The following is a 16,235-nucleotide window of genomic DNA, read 5'->3' as shown; positions in this document are numbered from 1 at the left end:
CAGCCGACGCGCACGGGTGACGCGCACGGGTGCTGTTCGCACGGCTCTTATGAGCTGCGAGGGTCTTGATCGGCCCGGAACGCATAGCGTCACCTCGGCAGAGCGCGCGGGCCGCAGGGGCGGAGGGGGACTATGGAAGCGGGCCTGAGCTGGACAGATGATCGCGTGGCGCTCCTGCGCCGGCTGTGGGAAGACGGGCAGAGCGCGAGCAAGATCGCGGCGCAGCTCGGCGGCGTCACCCGCAACGCGGTGATCGGCAAGGTGCATCGCCTCGGCCTGGGTGGTCGCGCCCGGGGTGCCGAGGAGGCTCCCGCTTCGACGCCGACCCCCAAGGCCGTCGAGATCGAGACCGCCATCGCGGTGGTCGAGACGCAGGCTCCCGAGCCGGTGGCGATCCTATCGCATCGTCCGGCACCGGTCTTCCCGACGCCCGCTCCCGCCCCCGAGCCGGTGGCGCTGGCGGTGTCGAAGCGGGTCACGATCATGGACCTGCGGGAATCGATGTGCCGCTGGCCGCTGGGCGATCCGACCACGCCGGAATTCCGGTTCTGCGGCGCCCGCTCGATCACCGGGCTGCCGTACTGCACCCACCACGCCGAGATCGCCTACCAGCCCGCAGCCGAGCGCAAGCGCGACCGCCGCGTCGCTTCGTTCCGGTAGGGACCGGGCGTCAGCGGACCGGAACGCCGGTCTCGTTGAGATAGCGCAGGGTGCCGGGGTTGAGCCGGGATGCCGGCACGACCCCGACGAGATTCCTCGGATGGGTGTCGGCACCTTGTGGATGCCGCGCGGCCATGTCGGTCCGGGCCAGGGCGCGGACGATCCGCAAAGCCGTCTCCGGTTCGAAGCCGGGCCGCGCCAAGATGAGACTCCAGGAGCCCACCGTCTCGATCGCGGCGGGCTGACCTGCGAAGCTGCCGGCCGGCACGGTCAGGCGCTTGAGGGCCGCGCCGGGTTGCGCGAGGCGCGCGATACCGGCCTCGGACGGCCCGAAGAAGCGCGCACCGCCCGGCGCTTTCGCCATCGCCACGAAACCCGGCCATCCCAGACCGCCGCCCCAGAGCGCGTCGGCACGACCATCCTGAACCATGGGCGGCCCGTCGCCCGCTCGGTCGAGCAGGATCGGGCGGATGTCGCGCGCCGGGTCGAGACCCGAGGCTTCGAGGACGCTGCGGCCCATGACGGTCAATCCGGAATTGTGCGTGCCCAGCACCACGGTTCGCCCGCGCAGATCCACGACGGCCTGGATCGGGCTTCCCGCCGGGACGGCGAACAGCCCCGGCGTGGGATACATCGGCGCCAGGACCGTGAGGTCCCCGGGCTCGGCCAATGCGGGATAGGCGTATTCTCCCTGGACCAGCGCCAGATCGACCCGGCCGGCCCGCAGGAGGGCGACATTCTCCGCCGATCCGCCGCTGGCGCGCGTCTCGATGGTCAGCTCGGGATCCGCCGCCTTGATCGCCGCCGCGAAGGCATCCCCGAAAGCGGGGAAGCCGCCGCCGGCCGTTGCGGTGGCGAGCACGACGCGCACCGGCTCCGCGGCCCGCGCGGTTCGGGTGACGAGAAGGCCGAGAGCCGCCGTGAGAGCCACGCGGCGAGTCGCTGTGGCACAATCGCGTTCCATATGGGACCTCGATCCGAAAGCTTACCTCGATCACGTCCGGAGAAAGATATTCCACAAAACGATTGCGCGTCAGCGACGGTCTCCCATATTCGCCTGCAATCCACGGAATCTGCAAAAAGAACTTTCGTGCAGGCCACTTAGCCCAATTGCCCCGGGTTCGGCGACGCGATATCGCAGCCTCCTGTCCGCCGGTCGGCCGAGGCACCCCTTGGCCTGGACCGCACGGACCCGACATCAGTTCGACCCGTCACCTGCAGGAGTTCCGCGATGGCCGATTCCCTCAACGCGCCGGCGAAGGTCGGCCACGGCCGTGTCTACGGCTCGATCACCGAGACCATCGGCAACACCCCGCTGGTGCGCCTCAACCGCCTGCCCAAGGAGCACGGCGTCGATGCCGAGATCCTGCTGAAGCTCGAGTTCTTCAACCCGATCGCCAGCGTGAAGGACCGGATCGGCGTCAACATGATCGACGCCCTCGAGGCCTCGGGCAAGCTGCAACCCGGCGGTACGCTGGTCGAGCCGACATCCGGCAATACCGGGATCGCGCTGGCCTTCGTGGCCGCGGCCCGCGGCTACCGGCTGATCCTGGTGATGCCCGAGACGATGTCCATCGAGCGGCGCAAGATGCTGGCGTTCCTCGGCGCTGAGCTGGCGCTCACCCCGGGCGCGCAGGGCATGAAGGGCGCCATCGCCAAGGCCGAGGAACTGCTGAAGGAGATCCCTGGCTCGGTGATGCCGCAGCAATTCTCGAACCCGGCCAACCCGGAGATCCACCGGAAGACCACCGCCGAGGAGATCTGGACCGACACGGGCGGCAAGCTCGACGCGTTCGTGGCCGGCGTCGGCACCGGCGGGACCGTGACCGGCGTCGGCGAAGTCTTGAAGCCGCGCCTGCCGGGCCTGCAGGTGTTCGCCGTCGAGCCGGTGGATTCCCCGGTCATCTCCGGCGGCCAGCCCGGTCCGCACAAGATCCAGGGTATCGGCGCGGGCTTCATCCCTGGAAACCTGCACACGGACATCCTGGACGGCGTGCTCAAGGTCTCCAACGACACCGCCTTCGAGACGTCGCGGGCGCTGGCCCGCCTTGAGGGCATACCGGGTGGCATCTCCACCGGCGGCAACGTCGCGGCGGCACTGGAGCTGGCGAAGCGGCCGGAGTTCCAGGGCAAGCGGATCGTCACGATCGCCTGCTCGTTCGCCGAGCGCTACATCTCGTCGGCCCTGTTCGACGGAATCGGCTGATCCGCCATCGCTGCGGCGCGCAGCCCGCGCCGCATCTTGGGTGTCAGGCGGCATTGGCTCTTCGGAGGCGGTGCGGCCTTTCTTTTCAAGGCGTCACCCTGGCACAGCGGATGGCCGAATGGCCGTTTCGTCATGAGAGTTTGCACGACGATCTCACCGCCGCCCGGCCAATTTTCCTCAATCACCTTAAGGCAGTATTGTTTTTTTATTTACGAGAAAATGGCTTAATTAAATAGTTAATTGCGCGCGATTATAAGTCTGACGCGGATCTATACAGTCAAACTACGTCTTCGCGTCATTGGTTGCACACGTGCCGCAAGAGGGCCATCACTTGCGGCAATCTTGGAAAACCTTCGCGCATGGGTCATCTGAGTCCCGGGTTGCTGGCGCGCCGCGGGCGGCCTGACGACAAGACGGATCTGTCCGCATGCGCTGGCTTCTCGTTCTCCTCGGCTGTCTCGTTGCCCCGGCCGCACAGGCGCAGGGCTTCGTCAGTCACGACCTCACGGGCTTCGTAGACCCAATTCGCGCCGCGATCGGCAGCAATGCGGCGGTGCAGGCGACACCGCTCGACCTCAACCTGACCTGCGCCTCGTGCAAGGGGTCACCGTCCGTCGAGATACAGGTCGGACGCTCGACTGACGGGACCGAGAAGCGCGTACGATCCGGGGAGACATCCCTGGCGAAACTCGAATCGCTCTGCATCAAGCAGAACCCCGATTGCCGCCTCTCGGCCCTGCCGGTCAGTCCGGCGGTCGGGTGGATCACCGTCTATGCCTTGGCGAATGGCGGGGGGTCGACCGCGGTGATCCTGCGCGACGGCGACCTGCTGACGATCCAGGCCCGGGCGGACAATCCCGGGCATGCCGAGGATTCGGTGCTGGCGCTGACGCAGAACGTTGTCCCGAAGATCGTGGGCCCCTGAGGCATAGGTCGCACGACCAACCCGAGCCGGAACGGCCGGCCCGACGCAACCCTGGTCACCCGCCCCCGTTGTCCCGCCACAGCGTGACGCACGAGAGGCATGAGCCATGGCAGATCAGACGAAACGGCCGTCGTTGAAGGATTTCGACGCTCATGCCGACCGCAACGGCCAGGACCTCGGCCAGGACTCGCCCCTCGACGTGGGATTGGCGGCCAACACACAAGCGGACCTCAAGCGTGATCCGGCCGGCGACGCGGAGGCAGCCCGGATCGCGTCCGGAACGCCCGGATCGGATGCCACGGATGCCACCGAGGCCGAGACCCCCCCGGAGAACCTGAAGAAGCTTCAGGGCGATTTCGGCACGGGCGCGAATATGACCAAGGCCATCGACCGTGCCACCGCGGCGGTCGGCCAGGACGACGGGAAGCGCTGATGGCCCGACTCACCAGCGATTCCGGCACGGTGACCCGCAAGCCCGACGATACGGTCGGCACACCGGGTGAACACCCTGCGGGTGGCGGTCATCAAACTTCCGAACAGGCGGCGATCACCGATATGGGCGGGGGCGGCGCGCCGAAGACCGAGCCGAAGGAAGGCTGGGGCAAATCCGGCGAGGCCGGACGGGCACCGCCCGCGGTCGGTGGTTCCTCAGGCGGTCATTCGGACCAGAAAGCGTCCCGCGGCCCCGCCGCCGATGAGAAAGTCGCGAACGGCCATTATCGCGTCGAGCAGGAGAATCAATCGTGAGCGAGCGCGAAGATCCGAAGCCGAAGAAGCCGGCCAACGTTGCCCCCGACGCGGTGAAGGACCCGAACGAGAAGACAGACGGAAAGCCCGGGATGGGGCCCCAGGGCGGAGACAGCCAGAACGACGAGACCGATCCGGGCAGCAGCTGAGAGCCCGTTCACGGAGAGGTGGCGATGGGATTGGGCCTCTTCGCCACCGGCAGATTGTCGCTAGAAAGTTACGGCGTTGAAGCGTGCCGGTCTGGTGCCGAACGTTTCGGGGCTAGTGAAAGTCGTAGCGGCCGGAGCGGACATCATTCACCGATCACGCAGCAGATGCGCCCCCGATGCTTACGACACGCCAAAACTGAGCGGCTCGACGGACAGCACGACCTCATCCGGACGGCAGCCGGTCTCGGCGCAGGCGTAACGGATGGCGTCGCGTTGGGTGCGGAACAGCCCCCCTGCCCTGCCGCCGATCTCTACGGCGATCCAGCGACCGTCTCCGTCCTGACCGACCCGAAAGGGTGCGGCGGGACAAACGTGCTGACTGGCATGCGTGGCGATGGGCATCGGTGTCACAGGGTTCACGCGGCCCGGACCGGACGGGCTGCCGGGCGATCTGGCCCGGTAGTGCCGTTCGGTGGGTCAACCAGGGACTAACCTAAAGTCCCGTCGGCAACCGGAGCTGAGTGCCCGGTTGCCGCGCATTCAGCTCAAGCGGCGGTGTCTTTCGAGGACCGCTCGACGCGCTTGCGGTCGTTCGGGTCCAGCACCGTCTTGCGCAGCCGAATCGACTTCGGCGTCACCTCGACCAGCTCGTCGTCCTGGATCCAGGCGAGCGAGCGCTCCAGGGTCATGCGGATCGGCGGCGTCAGGCGCACAGCCTCGTCCTTCGAGGTGGTGCGGATGTTGGTGAGCTTCTTGCCCTTGAGCACGTTCACCTCGAGGTCGTTCTCGCGGTTGTGCTCGCCGATGATCATGCCCTGATAAACCTTCCAGCCGGGCTCGATCATCATCGGGCCGCGGTCCTCGAGGTTCCACATGGCGTAGGCCACGGCCTCGCCCTTGTCGTTGGAGATCAGCACGCCGTTGCGGCGGCCCGCGATCTCGCCCTTGAAGGGCTCGTAGGCCTTGAACAGGCGGTTCATGATCGCCGTGCCGCGGGTGTCGGTCAGCAGCTCGCCCTGGTAGCCGATCAGGCCGCGGGTCGGGGCGTGGAACACGAGGCGCAGGCGATCGCCACCCGAAGGCCGCATCTCCAGCATCTCGGCCTTCCGCTCCGACATCTTCTGGACGACGACGCCGGAATGCTCCTCGTCGACGTCGATCACGACCTCCTCGATCGGCTCGAGAAGCTCACCGTTCTCGTCCTTCTCGAAGACGACGCGGGGACGGGAGACCGCGATCTCGAAGCCCTCGCGCCGCATCGTCTCGATCAGGATGGCGAGCTGAAGCTCACCGCGGCCGGACACGTAGAACGAGTCCTTGTCGGCCGCTTCCTCGATCTTGAGCGTGACGTTGCCCTCGCCCTCCTTGAACAGGCGGTCGCGGATCATGCGGCTGGTGACCTTGTCACCCTCGGTGCCGGCGAGCGGCGAATCGTTGACGATGAACGACATGGTCACGGTCGGCGGATCGATCGGCTGGGCCTGGATCGGGGTGTCCACCTGCGGGTCGCAGAACGTGTCGGCCACCGTGCCCTTGATCAGGCCGGCGATGGAGACGATGTCGCCCGCCTCGCCGATATCGATCGGCGCGCGCTCCAGGCCCCGGAAGGCCAGGATCTTCGAGACGCGGCCGGTCTCGACCACCTTGCCGTCCCGCGACAGCACCTTGATTTGCTGGTTCGGCTTGACGGTGCCGGAGGCGATGCGGCCGGTGATGATGCGGCCGAGGAACGGGTTGGCCTCCAGCAGGGTCCCGAGCATCCGGAACGGACCCTCCTCGACGCGCGCCGGCGGCACGTGCTTGAGCACGAGTTCGAACAGCGGCTTGAGGCCCACCGACGGATCCGCCTCGGGGGCGTCGGCCATCCAGCCGTTGCGGCCGGACCCGTACAGGATCGGGAAGTCGAGCTGCTCGTCGGTGGCGTCGAGCGCCGCGAACAGGTCGAACACCTCGTTCACGACTTCGTTGATGCGCGCATCCGGACGATCGACCTTATTGATCGCCACGATCGGGCGGAGACCGATCTTGAGGGCCTTGCCGACCACGAACTTGGTCTGGGGCATCGGCCCCTCGGCGGCATCCACCAGCACGATCACGCCATCGACCATCGACAGGATGCGCTCGACTTCACCACCGAAATCGGCGTGGCCAGGGGTGTCGACGATGTTGACGCGGGTGTCCTCCCACACGACCGAGGTCGCCTTGGCCAGGATCGTGATGCCACGTTCCTTCTCCAAGTCGTTGGAGTCCATCGCCCGCTCCTCGACCCGCTGATTCTCGCGGAAGGTGCCGGATTGGGCCAGCAGCTTGTCGACGAGCGTCGTCTTGCCGTGGTCGACGTGGGCAATGATGGCGATGTTGCGCAGATTCATGGTGGCCCGAAACGGGTTGTGCCGGCTCCCTGGCGGCCGCGCGGCGCGGCCGTCCGCGCCGGGTGAGGTACGGAGTCGTGGTGGTTGCGTCGCAATATAAGCCCGCGCGCCCCGCGGCAAGGCCGCCGCACGCATGCCGGTGTATTACGGAACGCCCATACCCCAATAAACCACAGGTCGCGACAGAGAATTCACTGGCGGGAGAAACCGGAAATCGCGCGCTCGCACACGTGTATCTTCGTGGACCCCGCGCTCGGTGATTTTCGGGCGCCGTTCCACTGGCGATTGGCCGTCGTCCGCGCGGACCGGCGGGCGGTGGCGATTCGCCGCCCCTCCCCGCTCTACGGCGGGCTTGGCATACGGGCCGAAACGCGCGGAGGCGACCACGATGCACGGAAAGGTAGCAGGCGAGACAGCACTCGGTAGCGGCATGGATGCGTCGGCCGCCCGCCTCGATTAAGCGCGGCGTCGCTCACGTTGCCCGCTACCGCTGGTGCGGCCGAGATGCACCGGCCGGAGCTTGCGCGTTCACGGCGACCTGACGCGGCCGCTCCGATCCGCGGCGGCGTACGGACATGCTGTCCGCGCGGGTAGCGGTTCCGTGATCGCTGGGTGCCGCCGCGCGGCCGGCATGCCCTATATGACGCCGCGATGACGCTGCCGGCCCTCCTCAGGTCAGCGATGTCACCGTGACGCCGCGCGGCCGATCTCGCGTGTCTTCGAGCCCGATGGATGGAACCGCGTCGTTCGATGGAGTTTTCGCTCAGATCTGTGCGTGCGCGCACACCCGGCTCGCATCGATTTCGCCAGGACGGGCTTTCACCGGACGGATCCGATGCGCGAGCTTGAGCCGCGGCTCTTCCCGTATATCTGGCGCTACTCGAAGGCCGACCAGCTCAAGATCTGCGCGGTGGTCCTGGCCTCGCTGCCGTTCTACTTCGCCTCCCTCGATCTGCCCAAGCGCATCGTCAACGATGCCATCACCGGCAAGGCCTTCGCGCACGGCGAGGCGACCGCTCCCTTCCTGGAGATCACGGTCGATTGGCCGGACCTGCTGGGCGGCGGGACGACGCGGCTGTTCGAGGGCTTCCAGTTCGACCGATTCGAGCTGCTGCTGGGCCTCTCGACCCTGTTCCTGACGCTCGTCCTGATCAATGGTGCCTTCAAGTTCTGGATCAACCTGCAGAAGGGAATTCTCGGCGAGCGGATGCTGCGCCGCCTGCGCTTCCAGCTGTTCTCCCTGATGCTGCGCTTCACCCCGGAGGCGCAGCGTGAGGTGAAATCCTCAGAGACGGCGACGATCATCCGGGACGAGGTCGAGCCGATCGGCTCGTTCATTGGCGACGCGATCGTGGTGCCGGTCTTCCTCGGCACCCAGGCGGCCACCGCGCTCGCCTTCATCATGATGCAGAACATCTGGCTCGGCCTCGCAGCCGGCGGGATGGTGGCGGTGCAGATGACCGTGATCCCGCGCCTGCGGCGTCAGATCATCCTGCTCAGTCGCCAGCGCCAGATCGCCTCGCGCAACCTCGCGGGCCGGGTCGCCGAGGTGCTCGACGGCCTGCCGGCGGTGACACTCAACGACACCGGACGTTGGGAACGGGCTGAAATCGGCGGCCGGCTGTACAGCCTCTACGACCTGCGCCTGCGCATCTACCGGCGGAAATTCGCGGTCAAGTACCTGAACAACCTGCTCGCGCAGGTGACGCCGTTCCTGTTCTACGCCATCGGCGGCGTGTTCGCCCTCAAGGGCGAGCTCGATATCGGCCAGCTCGTGGCGGTGCTCGCCGCCTATCGCGATCTCCCGCCGCCCCTGAAGGAGCTGATCGACTGGGATCAGCAGCGCCTCGACGTCGAGGTGAAGTACGAGACCGTGGCGGCGCATTTCGGGCCGCAGCGCCTCCAGCCCGCGGAGCGGGACTCGCGGGCGACGCCGCCGCGCCTGGGCGGACCGCTGCGCGTGGAGGCGCTGGCGCTACGGGATCCCCAGGGGGGGCTGCCGATCGAGACGACGGACGTCGAGGCCGCTCTGCCGGGCCGGCTCGCCCTGGCGCCGCCGGGACCGATCGCGCAGGAATTCGCCCGGGTCCTGGCCGGGCTGCGCGTCCCGCCCAGCGGCACGATCCGGATCGGCGACCACGACCTGTCGACCCTGCCGCGGGCCGTCCGGTCCCGCCGCATCGCCTTCGCGGATCTCGAACCGGTCCTGTTCCCCGGGACGGTGCGCGACAACCTGCTGTACGGGCTGCGGATCCAGCCGCTGCGGACCCGCGGCATCGACCTCAGCAAGGCGCGGATCAACGAAGCGGTGAAGACCGGCAACCCGGCCGACAGCATCGACGATCCCTGGATCGACTACGCCCGGTTCGGCGTCCGCGATGCCCGGGAACTCGACGAACGCCTGCTCGACCTGCTCTTCCGCCTGGATCTCGGCGACGACCTCTACCGGTTCGGCCTCGGTGCCCTCAGCACGGTGGTCCACGATACGCCCGCCGGCCAGCGCATGATCGCCGCCCGCGATCATCTGCGCGAACACTTCGCCAAGAGCGGGCTCGCGGACCTCGTGATCCCGTTCTCGCGCGGCAGCTACAACGCGCAGGCGACCGTCGCGGAGAACCTGATGTTCGGGGTGCCGCGCGACCCGACGCTGACGGATCCGCGACGGCTCGCAGGGGTGCGCCTGTTCCGCGAGGCGCTGGAGCGGGTGAAGCTGCTGGACGAACTCGACCGCATGGGCGTGGCGATCGCCCAGAACCTGAAGGACATCTTCGCCGACGTGCCGCCCGGCCACCCGCTGTTCCGGCGCTTCTCGCTGATCACCCCGGATGCCCTGCCCGATTACCTCCGCCGGCTCGCCCGCCTGCCCGCGGAGGGCCGGCTGGACGAGGCGGACAGCGTGGCGTTCATGGCGCTCGCGCTCGCCTACGTCGAGCCGCGGATGCGCTTCGGCCTGCTCGATCATCCGCTGCAGCTCCGGATCGTCGGGGCGCGGGGTGTGGTCCAGGCGTTCATGCACGGACACGACGGCTGCGACATCGAATCGTACGACCCGAATCGGATCAACCCGCGCAGCACCGTCCTCGACAACCTGCTGTTCGGCCGCATCGATACGGCGCGCATGCACGGCGAGGCGATCATCCAGCGCGAGGCCCGGGCGGTGTTCCGCGAGTTCGACCTGGAGCGCCCGGTCCAGCGGCGCGGCCTCGACAAGGAGGTCGGCAACCGCGGCCAGTTGCTCACCGAGCGCGTCCGCGTCCGGATCGGCCTGGCACGGGCGCTGCTGCGCGATCCGGAGATCCTGGTGGTCGACCGGGTGAGCGAGCAGCTGGAGCGCGGGGTCGACACGCTGCTCGACGTGACGGGGGCCGTGCTGCCCCAAGGCAGTCTCGTGGCCAGCCTGTCCAGCGAAGCCGAGGCGGCCCGCTTCCCGGCGCGATTGCAGCTTCGGCCGAACGAGTCCCGCCTGCGCAACGCCGCCGAGTGACCCAGGCCTGACGGTGCCGCAGCGCACGACCGGCGCGAGCCGGCGGTTTACAGTGCGGCGCGACTCCGGCACAGGATGGTCCGACATGCCCCCATCATCGGACGCGATCGCGACTTCGGACCGGACACATCCGAGCCTCGCCGGCCTGCCGCGCCTGGTGCCGCCGCACCCGGCCCTGGCGGAGCACGAGCTTCCGCTCCCGGACTACCTGCGCTCCATCCGCGATAACGGCCTGGCGGGCTTCCCCCGGCAAGCGTTCGAGGAGCCGATCACCCGGCGCGGCCTGCTCGGACGGTCGAGCTACGTCCTGAACGATCCCGAGGCGATCCGGCACTTCCTGGTGGAGAACCAGGCCAACTACGCCCGCACCACCGGGACGATGCGGATCCTGCGGCCGATCCTGGGTGACGGCCTGTTGATCAGCGAAGGCTCGGCCTGGCGCCATCAGCGCCGCACCCTGGCGCCGGCGTTCACGCCCCGGGCGATCGATGGCCTCGTGCCGCACATCGCCGCCGCCGTGAACGACGGGATGGATCGCATCGTCTCGGAGGCTGCTGCGGGTCCGATCGACCTGTTCGCCGCCTTCCATCGGCTGGCGCTCGAGATCGCCGGCCGAAGCATGTTCTCGGTCGGGATGGACCGGTACGGTCCGGAGCTGCGCGACTTCATCGCCGAGTACAGCGTCAAGATCGGGCGTCCGCACCTCCTCGACATCGTGATCCCGCCCGGCTGGCCGGTGCCGCTCGATTGGGCCCGAGGACGGTTCAGACGACGCTGGATCCCGTTCCTCGACCGGATCATCGCGGCCCGCCAGTCGGCGGCGCGGGACGAGGGCCATTCCGGCGACCTGCTCGACCTGCTTGCCACCGCCCGCAACCCCGATACTGGCGCGCCGTTCAGCGCGGCCGAATTGCGGGACCAGGTCGCGACCATGATCCTGGCCGGCCACGAGACCACGGCCGGCACCCTGTTCTGGGCCGCCTACATGCTGGCGCTCGCCCCCGAGTTGCAGGAGCGGCTCGCCGCCGAGGCGCAGGCCGCCGACCTCAGCGATCCGACCGGCTGCCAGAGCGACGGGCGACTGTCATTGATCCGGGCGACGGTGGACGAGACCCTGCGCCTGTACCCCGCGGCATTCGTGATCGTCCGGCGGGCGCTCGGCCCGGACATTCTTGCGGGCCATCCGGTCAGGAAGAGTGACATCGTGATGGTGAGCCCCTGGGTGCTCCACCGGCACCGGCTGCTCTGGTCGGACCCGGAAGCGTTCGACCCCGGGCGCTTCCTGCCCGGCGCGAAGCCGCCGGCGCGGTTCTCCTACCTGCCCTTCGGGGCCGGCCCGCGCGTCTGCATCGGCGCCCAATTCGCGCTGATCGAGACGGTGCTGTCGCTGGCCCGGCTGCTGGCCCGGTTCCGGCTCGAACTGGAGGACCGGGAGCCGATCCTGCCCCACGCCGTGGTCACCACGCAGCCCCAGCGCTTCGCGAAGTTCCGGCTCGTCCCGCGGGAACCGATCAACCCTTGATTCCCGTGATGGTGGTCGAGATCGCCCGCGGATCCCGCATCGGCCAGCGCCCGCTCTCGACCTGCGCCAGGAACTCGCCCAGCAGGCGGTTGTAGGCGTCGGGCTCCTCGACGCTGAGCGCGTGGCCGGTATTGGGCAGGATCGCCAGCGCGGCCGACGGGATGACCCGTTTCAGCATCAGGCTCGGAGCCAGGCAGGGCCAGTCTTCGTCGCCGGAAACGACCAGGGTCGGCACGGTGATCTGCGCCAGCGCATCCTGCAGGTCGTACAAGGACGGTCGTCCCTTCTGCACGCCCGCCTGGGTGTTGGCCGATCCGGTCGCCGAATGCTCGGCCAGCATGCGCTTGAACTCGGCATGCCCGCGGGGATCCTTTGTCTCGAACTGGACCCGGGTCGGTCCGTAGGCATAGCGCTCGGCGAAAGCCTCCATGCCGTCCCGCCGCAGGATCGTCGCGGTTGCCTCGGCCTCGGCGCGAAACAGCTCCTGTCGGTCGGGTTCTGCGCCGTAGCCGCAGCCGCCGAGGCAGAGGGACAGGGCGCGGTGGGGATGGCGCAGCCCGAAATGCAGGGTCGCGAAGGCGCCCATCGAGATTCCGGCCACGTGGGCGCGCGCAGCGCCGATATGATCGAGGATCGCCAGGATGTCGTCGGCGGCGCGGGCCTGCGAATAAGCCGAGACGGCGTCCGGAACGTCGGACGGCGGGTAACCCCGGGCGTTGAACGCTATGGCGCGATAGCGTCGGCCGAAATGGCGAAGCTGCGCCTCGTAGCTGCGGTGGTCTCCCGCGAACTCGTGCACGAAGATCAGCGGCGTGCCGCTTCCGCTCTCCTCGTAATGGAGGCGGATGCCGTCATCCGTGGTGGCGCTCGGCACGGTCTACTCTCCCGACGCGATCGACGACCGACCGCCGCCGCCGAATCGAGATGGGGCGCAATCACGCGCGGTCGAGACCGACATGACGAAGCCGCGCCCGGCTCGGCGGACGCGGCTTGCAAACGTTCGTGCCGGCGGCGACGATCCCGGTCCGGCTCAAGCGGCCTTCTTGGCGGCGGGCTTGCGCCCGCCCCTGTTGGCTGCGACCTCGGCCAGCTTGGCCGCCAGCTTCGCATCGAGCTTGGCCGAGACACCGAGCGGAAGCTCGATGTCGAGACCCAGCGTCGAGACGCCCTCACCACGCTCCAGGGTGACCTTCACCTTGTCGGCTTCCACCGAGACATGGTTGGCGATCACCGCCAGGATCTCGTCGCGGAGCTGCATCACCAGGTCGGGGCGGCCCGACTCGGCGCGCTCGTGGGCGAGGATCAGCTGCAGGCGGTCGCGGGCGACCGCGCCGGAGTTGCGCTTCTGGAAGATGCCGAGGATGCTCATGCCGCCCTCCGCATGAACAGCTTGTCCAGGAACGACTTCCGCTCGGTCGGCATGCTCATCGGCACGTCCTCGCCCTTCAGCCGGCGCGCCGCATCGGCGTAGGCCCGCGCCGGGGCACAGAGGGGGTTGTTGAGGGTGACCGGGCAGCCGAGGTTCGAGGCGCGCAGCACCTCCTGGCTCTCGGGGATGATCGCCAGCAGCGGGATCGACAGGATGTCGAGGACGTCCTCGGTCTTGAGCATGTCGCCGCGGTCGGCCCGCATTGGGTCGTAGCGGGTGAGGATGAGGTGCTTCTCCATCTCCTCGCCCTTTTCCGCCTTGGCGGTCTTGGAATCGAGTAGCCCGATGATCCGGTCGGAGTCGCGCACCGAGGAGACCTCGGGGTTGGTCACAACCACGGCCACGTCGGCGTGGTGCATGGCGAGCTGGGCGCCGCGCTCGATGCCGGCGGGCGAGTCGCACACCACCCAGTCGAACCGCTCACGCAGCTCTTCCATCACCCGGGCGACGCCGACATCGGTGAGCGCGTCCTTGTCGCGAGTCTGCGAGGCCGGCAGCAGGAACAGGGTGTCGAGCCGCTTGTCCTTGATCAGGGCCTGCGGCAGCTTGGCGTCGCCGTTGACGACGTTGATGAGGTCATAGACCACCCGGCGCTCGGCACCCATGACCAGGTCGAGGTTGCGCAGGCCGACGTCGAAATCGACGACGCACACGCTCTGCCCGCCCTGTGCCAGGGCCGCTCCGAGGGCCGCGGTCGTCGTCGTCTTGCCGACGCCGCCCTTGCCCGATGTGACGACGAGAACCTTTGCCACGCGTGGATCTCCCTGATTTCTAAGCTTGGATTAGTCTAAGCTTGCCATTCGGATGTTGCCGCCATCGAGCCAGACCTGGGCGGCCTTGCCGCGCAGGGCCGTGCCCATGTCCTCCGCCGTCCGCACGAGGCGGTCGATCCCCAGCAACTCGGGCTCGAACTTGCGGCAGTAGATTCGTGCGCGCGGGTTGCGCGCGGCACCGGCGATCGCGCGACCGCGCAGAGCGCCGTAGACGTGGATCGAACCGCCGGCGAGGATCTCGGCCCCTGAGGAGACCGACCCCATCACGGTGACGTCGCCGGTCGGGTTGATCACGCTCTGACCGGAGCGGACCGAGCCCTCCACGGTGATCGAGGTGACCACCTGCGGCTCCGGCTCGGCGGGCGCCGACGGCATCTCGACCGTGTCCGACGGACGCCCCTGCACCAGCAGCGGTGGAAATCCGGCCGCGACGGCGTCGATCCCTTCGATCCCCAGGACCGTGATGCCGCGGGCCTTGAGTTCGTTCATTAACGTTTCGAGCGCGTCCGGCTCGGGCTTGAACTGGGCGCAATCCAGGATGACGGCCCGGCCTTTCAGCAGGGTCGGCGAGCGCTTCAGCGCCGCATCGAGGCCCGCGAGCCACTCGGGAAGCGGCGGCTCGGGGGTGAGGGCGAGGCCCTTGAACGCCCGCCCGCGAAGGCTGAGCGGCCGGGGCGCAGGAGCCGCCGCGGGGGCGGTCTGCGGGTCGTCGATCGGCTCGGGGAGGGTTTCGCTCATGTCGGCCCGTTAAGAGTCCTTACCGGACCATTGACGGCTGGCATGGTTACCGAAGGGTTAAGTTTTGGATCCGGTCGGCAAATTCTGCCGGGATCCTGGTATCGGCGGATCTGTGCGGTCCTTGGACCCCGTCATCGGGGACACTCCGCACCTCACCGTTTGCGTCCCGGCCGTCGACACGCAAGCGCCTGACGGGTCCGGCCGATTCTTCTTAAACATCGACAGAAAAAAGGTTTTTCTCGCGGCGCTGTTTCAGGCCTCGCGTTTGCGATCGAACCGTCAAATCTTCGAATAGTCCGGCGTCAGACCATCCGGCAGGGAAATGGATTCCAACCGTTCGTCGGGCGGGCGCCCGGGAAGATGGTAAGCCGCTTCCTTACCCGCGCTCGAACAGACTGAGCTTGATCGCGTCCTCCACGAGCCGCACCTCCACGGCCTGCCCCTGGAAGGTCGGGTCGAGGTCGTCGGCCGCGCGGTAGAGGCCGTCGATCGCCACCAGTTCCGGCTCGAATCGACGGCACCAGATCCGTGCGCTTGGATTGCCGGCGGCGCCCGCGACCGCGCGGCCGCGCAGGGCGCCGTAGACGTGGATCGACCCGCCCGCGATCACCTCGGCCCCCGAGGCCACGGCGCCGAGCACAGTCACGTCGCCTTCGAGATGCAGCACGGTCTGGCCCGAGCGCACCGGCGCATCCAGGATCAGCGACCGGGCGATCTCCTTGGCGGCCGGCTCGGCGGGTGCATCCTCGCCCGGGGTGGCGACCTCGCCGGCGGGGCGGCCACCCGACAGGGCCGGCGGCAGTTCGGGGGTGAGGATCGCGGGCGGCGCGCCTTCGATGCCCAGGATCGCGATCCGGCGGGCGGCGAGTTCGGCGAGCAGGCCATCGAGGTCCTCCCGGGTGAGCCGCAGGCCGGCGAGGTCGAGGATCACCGGCCGGCCGGCGAAGAAGTTTGGCGCGCGGCGGTTCAGGGCGTCGAGGTCGCCGAGCCACTCGGCCACGGGCGGCACGGGGGCGAGAACGGTGGCCATGAAGGAGCGGCCGCGGAAGCGGATCGGCGGGCGCGCCGGCTCGGATGTCGGCTGGGTCACGGGCGTTTTCGGTGTCGCGTGGCGGGTGGCGGGTTGCTGCATCCATGCGGTGCGACCGCGCCGGGGGCAATCCCGCAACGCCTCGTGTGACGCCTTGCTCGGCCCGCAGGGGCGTTTCTGTTGTAGAGAGGTCCGACAGC

General features: G+C 68.5%; 16 protein-coding genes. 8 read left to right on the top strand and 8 right to left on the bottom strand.

The genetic code is table 11. The annotated features are described in order from the left end of the window. Positions 1–132: 132 nt before the first annotated feature. Positions 133–660, top strand: a complete 528-nt coding sequence (locus MFF40_RS04950) for a GcrA family cell cycle regulator (RefSeq protein ID WP_147854068.1) — start codon at positions 133–135, stop codon at positions 658–660. A gap of 10 nt (positions 661–670) precedes the next feature. On the opposite strand, the gene MFF40_RS04945 is transcribed toward MFF40_RS04950, so the two are convergent. Beyond that, positions 671–1,591 (bottom strand): TAXI family TRAP transporter solute-binding subunit, encoded by a 921-nt coding sequence (locus MFF40_RS04945; RefSeq protein ID WP_238259826.1) that lies wholly within the window; start codon positions 1,589–1,591, stop codon positions 671–673. A gap of 300 nt (positions 1,592–1,891) precedes the next feature. On the opposite strand from MFF40_RS04945, the gene cysK reads away from it, so the two are divergent. From cysK to MFF40_RS04920, 5 genes are all read left to right on the top strand, one after another. After that, positions 1,892–2,866, top strand: coding sequence for a cysteine synthase A (gene cysK, locus MFF40_RS04940; protein WP_147854070.1), 975 nt, complete (start codon positions 1,892–1,894; stop codon positions 2,864–2,866). A gap of 427 nt (positions 2,867–3,293) precedes the next feature. Continuing rightward, positions 3,294–3,791, top strand: a complete 498-nt coding sequence (locus MFF40_RS04935) for a hypothetical protein (protein ID WP_238259825.1) — start codon at positions 3,294–3,296, stop codon at positions 3,789–3,791. A 106-nt stretch (positions 3,792–3,897) separates the two neighbouring features. After that, positions 3,898–4,224, top strand: a complete 327-nt coding sequence (locus MFF40_RS04930) for a hypothetical protein (RefSeq protein WP_147854072.1) — start codon at positions 3,898–3,900, stop codon at positions 4,222–4,224. Beyond that, positions 4,224–4,538 (top strand): hypothetical protein, encoded by a 315-nt coding sequence (locus tag MFF40_RS04925; RefSeq protein WP_147854073.1) that lies wholly within the window; start codon positions 4,224–4,226, stop codon positions 4,536–4,538. Before MFF40_RS04930 ends, MFF40_RS04925 begins: the two co-directional genes overlap by 1 nt. Continuing rightward, positions 4,535–4,687, top strand: coding sequence for a hypothetical protein (locus tag MFF40_RS04920; RefSeq protein ID WP_187193374.1), 153 nt, complete (start codon positions 4,535–4,537; stop codon positions 4,685–4,687). Before MFF40_RS04925 ends, MFF40_RS04920 begins: the two co-directional genes overlap by 4 nt. A 180-nt stretch (positions 4,688–4,867) precedes the next feature. On the opposite strand, the gene MFF40_RS04915 is transcribed toward MFF40_RS04920, so the two are convergent. Together MFF40_RS04915 and typA are read right to left on the bottom strand one after the other, a co-directional pair. Further along, positions 4,868–5,089: a DUF2188 domain-containing protein gene (locus MFF40_RS04915; RefSeq protein WP_147854074.1), complete on the bottom strand. Its 222-nt coding sequence runs from the start codon at positions 5,087–5,089 to the stop codon at positions 4,868–4,870. A gap of 143 nt (positions 5,090–5,232) precedes the next feature. Further along, positions 5,233–7,059, bottom strand: a complete 1,827-nt coding sequence (typA, locus tag MFF40_RS04910) for a translational GTPase TypA (RefSeq protein WP_147854075.1) — start codon at positions 7,057–7,059, stop codon at positions 5,233–5,235. An 835-nt stretch (positions 7,060–7,894) separates the two neighbouring features. Between typA and MFF40_RS04905 the strand changes: the two genes are divergently transcribed. Then, the gene (locus MFF40_RS04905) at positions 7,895–10,543 is read left to right on the top strand and encodes an ABC transporter ATP-binding protein (RefSeq protein WP_238259824.1); all 2,649 of its coding nucleotides are present in this window, start codon (positions 7,895–7,897) and stop codon (positions 10,541–10,543) included. 85 nt (positions 10,544–10,628) lie between these two features. Further along, positions 10,629–12,065: a cytochrome P450 gene (locus MFF40_RS04900; protein WP_187277710.1), complete on the top strand. Its 1,437-nt coding sequence runs from the start codon at positions 10,629–10,631 to the stop codon at positions 12,063–12,065. Here the strand turns inward: MFF40_RS04900 and MFF40_RS04895 are convergent. The 5 genes from MFF40_RS04895 to minC (MFF40_RS04875) all read right to left on the bottom strand — a co-directional run bounded on the left by MFF40_RS04895 (position 12,055) and on the right by minC (MFF40_RS04875) (position 16,137). Then, positions 12,055–12,939, bottom strand: coding sequence for an alpha/beta fold hydrolase (locus MFF40_RS04895; RefSeq protein ID WP_147854820.1), 885 nt, complete (start codon positions 12,937–12,939; stop codon positions 12,055–12,057). The two genes, MFF40_RS04900 and MFF40_RS04895, sit on opposite strands and share 11 nt — an antisense overlap. A 156-nt stretch (positions 12,940–13,095) precedes the next feature. Next, positions 13,096–13,434 carry a cell division topological specificity factor MinE gene (gene minE, locus MFF40_RS04890; RefSeq protein ID WP_147854821.1) on the bottom strand — a complete coding sequence of 113 codons (339 nt, stop codon included), beginning with the start codon at positions 13,432–13,434 and terminating at the stop codon, positions 13,096–13,098. Beyond that, a complete protein-coding gene (gene minD / locus MFF40_RS04885) occupies positions 13,431–14,246 on the bottom strand; it encodes a septum site-determining protein MinD (protein ID WP_147854822.1) in 816 nt (271 codons plus the stop codon). Before minD ends, minE begins: the two co-directional genes overlap by 4 nt. 30 nt (positions 14,247–14,276) lie before the next feature. Beyond that, positions 14,277–15,005, bottom strand: a complete 729-nt coding sequence (gene minC, locus MFF40_RS04880) for a septum site-determining protein MinC (protein WP_147854823.1) — start codon at positions 15,003–15,005, stop codon at positions 14,277–14,279. A 376-nt stretch (positions 15,006–15,381) separates the two neighbouring features. Further along, positions 15,382–16,137: a septum site-determining protein MinC gene (gene minC, locus MFF40_RS04875; RefSeq protein WP_147854824.1), complete on the bottom strand. Its 756-nt coding sequence runs from the start codon at positions 16,135–16,137 to the stop codon at positions 15,382–15,384. Positions 16,138–16,235: the final 98 nt, after the last annotated feature.

This window comes from Methylobacterium mesophilicum, from assembly GCF_022179445.1.
Taxonomy (GTDB): domain Bacteria; phylum Pseudomonadota; class Alphaproteobacteria; order Rhizobiales; family Beijerinckiaceae; genus Methylobacterium; species Methylobacterium mesophilicum.
Note: the sequence above shows the minus strand (reverse complement) of the source record. Positions and strands in the feature narration are given on the sequence as shown.